Origin of the sequence: Streptomyces sp. NPDC032472 (assembly GCF_040636955.1) — a bacterium.
In the GTDB taxonomy this organism is placed as follows: domain Bacteria; phylum Actinomycetota; class Actinomycetes; order Streptomycetales; family Streptomycetaceae; genus Streptomyces.
The window spans coordinates 1-7374 of sequence record NZ_JBEZVK010000141.1; the positions used below are offsets into that span (position 1 = coordinate 1).

General features: G+C 75.9%; 7 protein-coding genes. 1 reads left to right on the forward strand and 6 read right to left on the reverse strand.

The window, feature by feature from the left end; all coding sequences use genetic code 11:
• The 4 genes from AB0F11_RS36840 to AB0F11_RS36855 all read right to left on the reverse strand — a co-directional run.
• Window positions 1-877, reverse strand: an 877-nt coding sequence (locus AB0F11_RS36840) for a serine/threonine-protein kinase (protein WP_362183868.1), incomplete at its 3' end; no start/stop codon positions are given.
• A 6-nt stretch (window positions 878-883) separates the two neighbouring features.
• On the reverse strand, window positions 884-3061 hold the full coding sequence (locus tag AB0F11_RS36845) for a bifunctional serine/threonine-protein kinase/ABC transporter substrate-binding protein (RefSeq protein WP_362183871.1): 2178 nt from the start codon (window positions 3059-3061) through the stop codon (window positions 884-886).
• Complete coding sequence (locus AB0F11_RS36850; protein ID WP_362183874.1) at window positions 3061-3705, reverse strand: hypothetical protein; 645 nt, start codon at window positions 3703-3705, stop codon at window positions 3061-3063. Before AB0F11_RS36850 ends, AB0F11_RS36845 begins: the two co-directional genes overlap by 1 nt.
• 404 nt (window positions 3706-4109) lie before the next feature.
• Complete coding sequence (locus AB0F11_RS36855; protein ID WP_362183876.1) at window positions 4110-4337, reverse strand: DUF6296 family protein; 228 nt, start codon at window positions 4335-4337, stop codon at window positions 4110-4112.
• Window positions 4338-4484: 147 nt separating this feature from the next.
• On the opposite strand from AB0F11_RS36855, the gene AB0F11_RS36860 reads away from it, so the two are divergent.
• Window positions 4485-6218, forward strand: coding sequence for a serine/threonine-protein kinase (locus AB0F11_RS36860; RefSeq protein ID WP_362183879.1), 1734 nt, complete (start codon window positions 4485-4487; stop codon window positions 6216-6218).
• Window positions 6219-6239: 21 nt separating this feature from the next.
• Here AB0F11_RS36860 and AB0F11_RS36865 read toward each other — a convergent pair whose 3' ends face one another.
• The gene (locus AB0F11_RS36865) at window positions 6240-6860 is read right to left on the reverse strand and encodes an L-threonylcarbamoyladenylate synthase (protein WP_362183882.1); all 621 of its coding nucleotides are present in this window, start codon (window positions 6858-6860) and stop codon (window positions 6240-6242) included.
• A gap of 25 nt (window positions 6861-6885) precedes the next feature.
• On the reverse strand, window positions 6886-7374 hold a 489-nt coding region (locus AB0F11_RS36870; protein ID WP_362183885.1), incomplete at its 5' end, for a LysR substrate-binding domain-containing protein.

Here is a 7374-nt window from a genome sequence, read left to right on the forward strand (position 1 = left end):
CCCGCGTGGAGCGCTCGGCGATCAGCCGGGGCAGCGGCGCGGGCAGCCAGTCCCCGGTGCCCGCGGCGGCCGGGTCGTCGCCGAGCAGGGCCCGCAGCCCCGCCGGAGTGGGCCGGTCGGCCGGCTCCTTGGCCAGACAGGCGGTGACCGGCCCGAGCAGCGGCGCGGGCAGCCCGTCGAGTACGGGGGCGTCGTGGACCGTACGGAACACCACCGCGGCCGCATGCCCGCCGCCGAACGGGCCGCGCCCGGTCGCCGCGTACGCAAGCACGCAGCCCAGGGAGAACACGTCGCCGGCCGGGCCCGGGGCCGGGCCGCCCGCCCGGGCCTGCTCCGGGGCCAGGTAGCCGGGGGTGCCGACCACCGCGTCGGCGGCCGTCAGCGTGGTCGCCCCGACGGCCCGCGCGATCCCGAAGTCGATCAGCCGGGGCCCGTCGGGGGCGAGCAGGATGTTGCCCGGTTTGACGTCGCGGTGGACCAGCCCGGCCGCGTGCACCTGCTCCAGCGCCTCGGCGAGCCGCACCCCCAGTGCCCGCACGCTCCCGGCGGGCAGCGGACCGTACCCGCCGACCGCCTCGGACAGCGACGGCCCGGGGACGAACGGGGTGGCCAGCCACGGCTCGCGCGCCTCCGGATCGGCGGCCACCACCGGGACCACCCAGCGCCCGGACAGCCGGGCCGCGGCCTCGGCCTCGCGGCGGAACCGGGCCCGGAACGCCGGGTCCGCGGCATGGTCGGCGCGGATCACCTTCACCGCGACCAGCGCGCCCGCCGGGGAGCGCCCCAGGTACACGGTGCCCATGCCGCCGGATCCGAGCCGGCCGAGCAGCCGGTGCCCCCCGACCACGGCGGGGTCGGCGGGGGAGAGCGGACGCACCGGCCGCTACCCGGCGGCGGGTTCGCCGACCGGGCCCACGTGGCGGATCGCTCCGTTCTCCACCCGGTGGAGGAAGTAGGCGTTGCCCTTCACCTGCCGGTGCTCGTCGAACACGTACTCCTTCGCCACCCCGCGGTACGTGCCCCGGCCGAGCGCGGCCAGCAGCTCGGCGCGGGCCGGGCGGGCGCCGCCCTGCGCGGACGCCGACAGCCGGTCGATGACCAGGGCGGCCGCGTCGTACGCCTCGATCGTCCAGGGGGCGGGGAGCGAGCCGTACCGGGCCCGGTGGTCCTTGACCAGCCCGGCGGCCCGCGGCTCCCCGGCCCCGGTGTAGGGGGCGAGGAACTGCCAGCCCTCGGCGGCCCCGCCGGCTCCGCGGAGGAACTCCGGCCCCGCGACGGCGTAGTCGGCGGCCCGGGGCCCCTTGAACCCGGCCGCGGCCAGCAGCCCCGCGACGTCCGCGGCCCCGGCCGGGGTGCCGGTGTAGAAGAACGCGTCCACCCCCCGGGCGAGCATGTCCCCGATCACCGGTGAGCGGTCCTGGGTGCCCCGGGGGACGACCCGCGCGTAGTGGCCGGCCTGCGGCGCGATGAACCCGATGGTGCGACTGGCGTTCAGGACCGCCTGCCAGCCCTCGGAGTCCCCGTCGCGGTCGCACAGCAGGCCCAGCCGGCGCGCGCCCTGGGTCCCCGCGAGCTGCTGGGAGGCGGCGGCGCCCTGGCCCAGGGAGAGCGCGCAGTTCTGGAAGAAGCTGCGCCGGTCCGTGACGCCGAAGGTGGTCCCCAGTGCGGAGACGGTCAGCACCGGCAACGCCGCCTCGCCGTAAGGCTCCAGACAGGGCATCACGGAGGCGTTGCCGGTGGGGCCGATCACCGCGAGCACGTCGCGGTTGCCGACGAGACCGGCCGCCACGGCCGCGGAGCGGGCGGCCAGGCCGGCGTCGTCGGCGGTGACCACGCCGAGCTCGAAGGGCTTGTCGGGACGGGAGTTGAAGGCCTCGACGGCCAGCCGCACCCCCCGCTCCTGGGCCTGCCCGGCCGCCTGCTGCGGCCCGGAGAGGTCGGCGTGCACCCCGATCAGCCACTTGCGGGCGGCCGCCCGCGCGCGCGGTGTGCGGGCGTCCGGCTCGCGCAGCGCGAGCCAGGCGGCGATACCGCCGCCCGACGCCAGCAGCGCCCCCGCGGAGCCGAGGCCCAGCAGCCGCCGGCGCGTCAGCCCGCGGCCGCCCTGGCCCTCCCGGTCCCCGTCGGCCGGGGGTGCCGCTTCCTCGTCCGCGACGGTCTCCTCGATCCCCGGCAGCGCGAGCAGTGCGGAGGCCCGCTCGGCGATCGCGGCCACGACCGGATCGGGCAGCCAGCCGGTGCCCCCGCCGGGCTCGTCCTCGATCAGCGCCTCGTCCAACTCCTGCGCGCTGGGCCGGATGTCGGGGTGCTTGGCCAGGGCCGTACGCAGCAGCGCGGCCAGCTCCGGGTCGGCGAGGACCTCCGGGCCGAACTCGGGTTCGTCGTGGACGGTGCGGTAGAGCACCGCGTCCACCGCGCCCGTACCGAACGGCAGCCGGCCCGTGGCCGCGTACGCGAGCAGGCAGCCCAGCGAGAACACGTCGCCCGCGGGCTCGGCGGCAAGGCCGCGCGCCTGCTCGGGGGAGAGGAAACCGGGCGTGCCGATCACCACGTCGGTGGAGGTCAGGGCGGTGTGCTCGCCGCCGCGCGCGATGCCGAAGTCGATGAGCCGGGGCCCGTCCATGCCGAGCAGGACGTTCCCGGGCTTGACGTCCCGGTGCACCAGGCCCTGCCCGTGCATCACGACCAACGCCCGGGCCAGCGCCTTGCCGAGGATCCGTACAGCGCGCAGCGGGAGCGGCCCGTGGGTGGCGACGGCCTCGGCGAGCGAGGGGCCGGGGACGAACGCGGTGGCCAGCCACGGCTCGGCCGCCTCCGGGTCGGAGCCGGTGACCCGCACCGCCCACGGGCTCTCCACCCGGGCGGCGATGGCGGCCTCGCGGCGGAAGCGGGCCCGGAAGTCCGCCTCGTCCGCGTATTCGGCGCGGATCACCTTGACGGCGGCGAGCGCCCCGTCGTCCGTGCGCCCGAGGTAGACCACGCCCATGCCGCCCGTGCCGAGCCGCCCGAGGAGGCGGTACGAGGCGATCCGGGACGGGTCGGAGGGGTGGAGCCGCTCCATCAGCCGCCTTCCTTCGCGAGGGCCTGCTTGAGCTGGATCATCAGCCTGCTGGTGCCCTGCACGACGAGGGCGTTGAGGGCGTCGTCGGAGAAGCCCGCCGCGCCCTTGCCGGCGACGGCCACCGTCACCGGGCCGAACTGGCCCTGGGACCACACGTACCGGTAGGGGCCGCCGTCCTCCTCGCTGACGTACTGGCCGGATTCGGTGAAGGCGTCCTCCGTCCAGCCGTTGAGCTGCTCGCCCAGGTAGAGCGAGGCGCCCCACAGGTTCTTCAGCTCCTCGCCGGCGCTCAGCACCTGGCCGGGGCAGCGCAGCACCTCCTCCATGGCGTGCGCGGTCTCCCAGCCGGACTCCTCGCGGGTGCGGTGCACCGTCACCGTGGCGTTGATCCGCACGCGGCCGTGGCCGTCACCCGCCGGCACCTGGAAGTGCCGCGTGCTCGTGGCCAGGACGTCGGGCGGCAGGGCGGACGTCTGCCACACGCACCCGTCGTCGAGGACCGGCCAGCGGCCCGGAGCGCTCTCGAAAGGGCTGCTGCGCACCACCCCGGGGCCGAACGCCTCGCGGTCGATGACGATCCGGCCGAGCAGGGCCCGGGCCCCGGCGGCGTCGACCGGCTGCTTGCTCTCGTCCAGCCGGGGCACGAGCGGCGCGGCACTGGACCCGCCGGGACTGCCAGTACTGCCTGTGCCGCCGGCTCCGGCGCCGGGAGCAGCTGCCGACGCCGACGCCGATGGCGTGGCCGTGGCTGCCGGCGGGCTGCCTCCGGCGCCCGCGGATCGCGTACCGGCCGACGACGTGCAGCCGGTGAGCGCGAGCAGCCCCGCCGCCGCGCAGCCTCCGGCGCGCAGCGCCCACCGCGCCCAGTGATGTCCGTATGCCCCCGACCGCCCCACGGCGCTGATCGTACCCTGTGGCGCGCGATGTCAAGTCGCTTATGAGAAAGGTTGGTTGGAGAATCGAGCCCATGCCGGACCTGTACACCGGGCCGGGTCGCGGCGGGCCCGCCGCGGCCGATGTCCAGTGCGGCGGCCGTGCGGATTCGCGGTCACTCGAGCGGCCGGACCCGGACCACGCGGGCCGGGTTCTGGCCGCCGCCGGAGGCCAGCACGCGTACCTCGCCCCGATCGCTGATCTCGGCCCGCACGATGCCCGTCGCATCCGCGTAGACCGGGTGTCCGCCCGGGCCCGCCTGGCCGGTGGCCGTCACGACCACGACGTCCTCACCGGCGTCCGTGCCCTCGGAAAACACCAGCTCGTACCCCTGGGAACTCATCCGCGCCCTCCTTAGCCGGGCGGAAAGGAGCGTCCTGTCTCCATGATGCGCGCAGCCCGGGAGCGGCGCATCGCACCTCGGCCAGCGAGTCGATCACCAGCAGCTAGGGTGTGGGGGCAGTTCCGTACGCGCGGGGGAAGAAGAGCGATGAGTCAGTCCGCAACCGACGCGGTGTTCGGCCCACTTGGGGCGGACGACCCGCAGACGATCGCCGGGTACCGGCTGGCCGCCGTGCTCGGCGCCGGCGGCATGGGCAAGGTGTACCTGTCGCACACACCCGGTGGGCGGCCCGTCGCCATCAAGGTGATCCGGCCCGAATTCGCCGAGGATCCGGAGTTCCGGAGCCGGTTCGGGCGGGAGGTGAAGTCCGCCGAACGCGTCCAGGGCCTGTACACCGCGCCGGTCATCGACAGCGACACCGACGGCCCGGTCCCGTGGCTGGCCACCGCCTACGTACCCGGCCCGACCCTCGCCGCGGCGGTCGCCGAACACGGCGCGCTGCCGCCGCAGACCGTCCTGATGCTGGTCGCCGGGATCGCCGAGGCCCTCCAGGTGATCCACGGGGCCGGAATCGTGCACCGGGACCTGAAGCCGTCCAACGTCCTGCTGGCCTCCGACGGCCCGCGGGTCATCGACTTCGGCATCGCGCGCGCCGCCGACGCCACCTCGCTCACGGCGAGCGGCGTCGCCGTCGGCACCCCGGCGTTCATGGCACCCGAGCAGGCCGCCGGCCGACAAGTCGGCCCCGCCACCGACGTGTTCGCCCTCGGCCAGGTCGCCGCCTACGCGGCCCTGGGCGCCCCGGCGTACGGCGAGGGCTCCTCGCACGGCATCCTGTACCGCATCGTGCACGAGGAGCCGGACCTCTCCGGGCTGCCCGCCGAGCTGCAGCCGCTGGTCACCCGCTGCCTCGCCAAGGACCCGGCCGAGCGGCCCTCGCCGGCCGAGGTCCTCGACCTGTGCCGGGCCGCCGCCGGAGGGGCCGGGCTGCGCCGGCCCGAGGACTGGCTGCCGGCCGGGGTGGCTGCAGGGCTGGCGGGCCGGCCGTCCGTCCCGGCGCCGGTCCCGACGGTCGTGCCGACGGCCCAGTCCCCGGCCGCACCGGCGAAGGTTCCGCAGGCCACGCAGTCCTCGGCCGAGGGGCAGCCGCCCGTACCGGCCGCGTACCTGCCGACCGCTGCGGCACACCCGGCCGCGCCGCCCCACCCGACGGCGCCCTCGCACCACCACCAGCAGGTCCCGCCCGGCTACGGACCGTACGCGCCGCAGGCCGCGCCCGCGGCCCCCGGGCCCCCGCCGCCGTCGGCGTACGGCCGCCAGCAGGTGCTGCACTCCGGCCGCCGCGCGGTCAACGTCATGGCCGGGGTCTTCGTGGCCTTCCTCGTCCTGCTGGCGGGCGGCGCGGCACTGAAGCTGATGGACGGCGACGGGAGCAGCGGGAACAGCGGAAGCGGCGGCGGGGCCGCCGCCGCGGACAAGCCGCGCACGGACCCCACGCCCGCGGTGTACCAGAACTTCCAGTTCCCCTCCGGCTACCACCTGGAGTTCGGGGACGACCCGCTGCAGCCGCGCAACAGCAACTACGACGACATCTACTACCTGTGCGACCTGTTCGACGAGTGCACCTTCGGCGCGTACAACGCCAAGATCGTGGTCCTCGACAGCGGCGAGAAGGGCTCCCTGGAGACCTGCCGCTCCGCGACGCGCTTCACCCAGAACGTGGTCGTGCCGACGCTGGCGAAGGGCACCGAGCTGTGCGTGCGCAGCGCGAACGGGAACATCGCCCTCCTCACCTACAAGGGCAGCTCGCCGAAGTCGGACCCGAGCCGGTACGTGACCGCCGACATCACCGTCTGGCGCGGGGCGCTGCGCACCAAGTGAGGGCCCGGCGGGCCGGGCGCATCACTCGAAGCGGGTGGTGTCCCCGGCCCCGCGGCGCACGATCTCCACGCCGCCGCCGGAGAAGTCCACGACCGTGGTCGGCTCGGTCCCGCAGTCGCCCGAGTCCACCACGATGTCCACGACGTGGTCGAGCCGCTCCTTGATCTCCCAGCCCTGGGTGAGGGGTTCGGCCTCGTCGGGCAGGAGCAGCGTGCTGGACAGCAGCGGCTCGCCGAGCTCGGCGAGCAGCGCCTGGGTGACGGTGTGGTCGGGAATGCGCACCCCGACCGTCCGCTTGCGCGGGTGAAGGAGTTGGCGCGGCACCTCCCGCGTCGCCGGCAGGATGAAGGTGTAACTGCCGGGCGTGGCCGCCTTGATCGCACGGAACACGTCGTTGCCGACGTTCACGAACTGGCCCAGCTGCGCGAAGTTCTGGCACACCAGGGTGAAGTGGTGCCGGTCGTCGAGCTGCCGGATGGACCGGATGCGGGAGAGGCCGTCGCGGTTGCCCAACTGGCAGCCCAGCGCGTAGCAGGAGTCGGTCGGGTACGCGACGAGGGCGCCGGAGCGGATGCTGTCGGCGACGCCGCTGACCGTGCGGTGCTGCGGGTTCTCGGGGTGGACGTCGAAGTACTTCGCCATCCGCCGAGCCTAGCGCCTCTCGCGGTCAGGCGGCAGGCGACGCCGGGGAGCCGGCGGCCGCGGCTGTGTCCGTGCCCGTGGCCGTCTCCGTGGCCGCGTCGGACAGGCAGCGGCGGGCGTGGGCGAGGAAGGCGGCCGTCGCGGAGTGGGTCGCCATCGCGGGCGCGAGGAAGCGGACGGTCACCGGCTCGGCCCCGGTGATCGGCAGGTAGCGGACGCCGGGGTACGGGTGGCTGTGCCGGGTGGCCTCGGCGGTGACGCCCACGGCCTCGCCCGTCGCGATGGCGGTGAGCCACTCGTCGACGTTGGCGACCTCCAGGGTGTCCGCCGGGCCGCGCCCCTGCGGCCACAGGCCGGTGCCCGTGGTGGCGGCGGTCGCGCACAGGACGACGGTGCGCTCCGCGAGCTCGGCCAGGGTGACCGCCGCCCGCCCGGCCAGCGGGTCGTCCTCGCTCAGGGCCGCGATGCGGGGCTCGCGGTACAGGGCCGCGGCCCGCAGGCCGGCCGCCTCGCC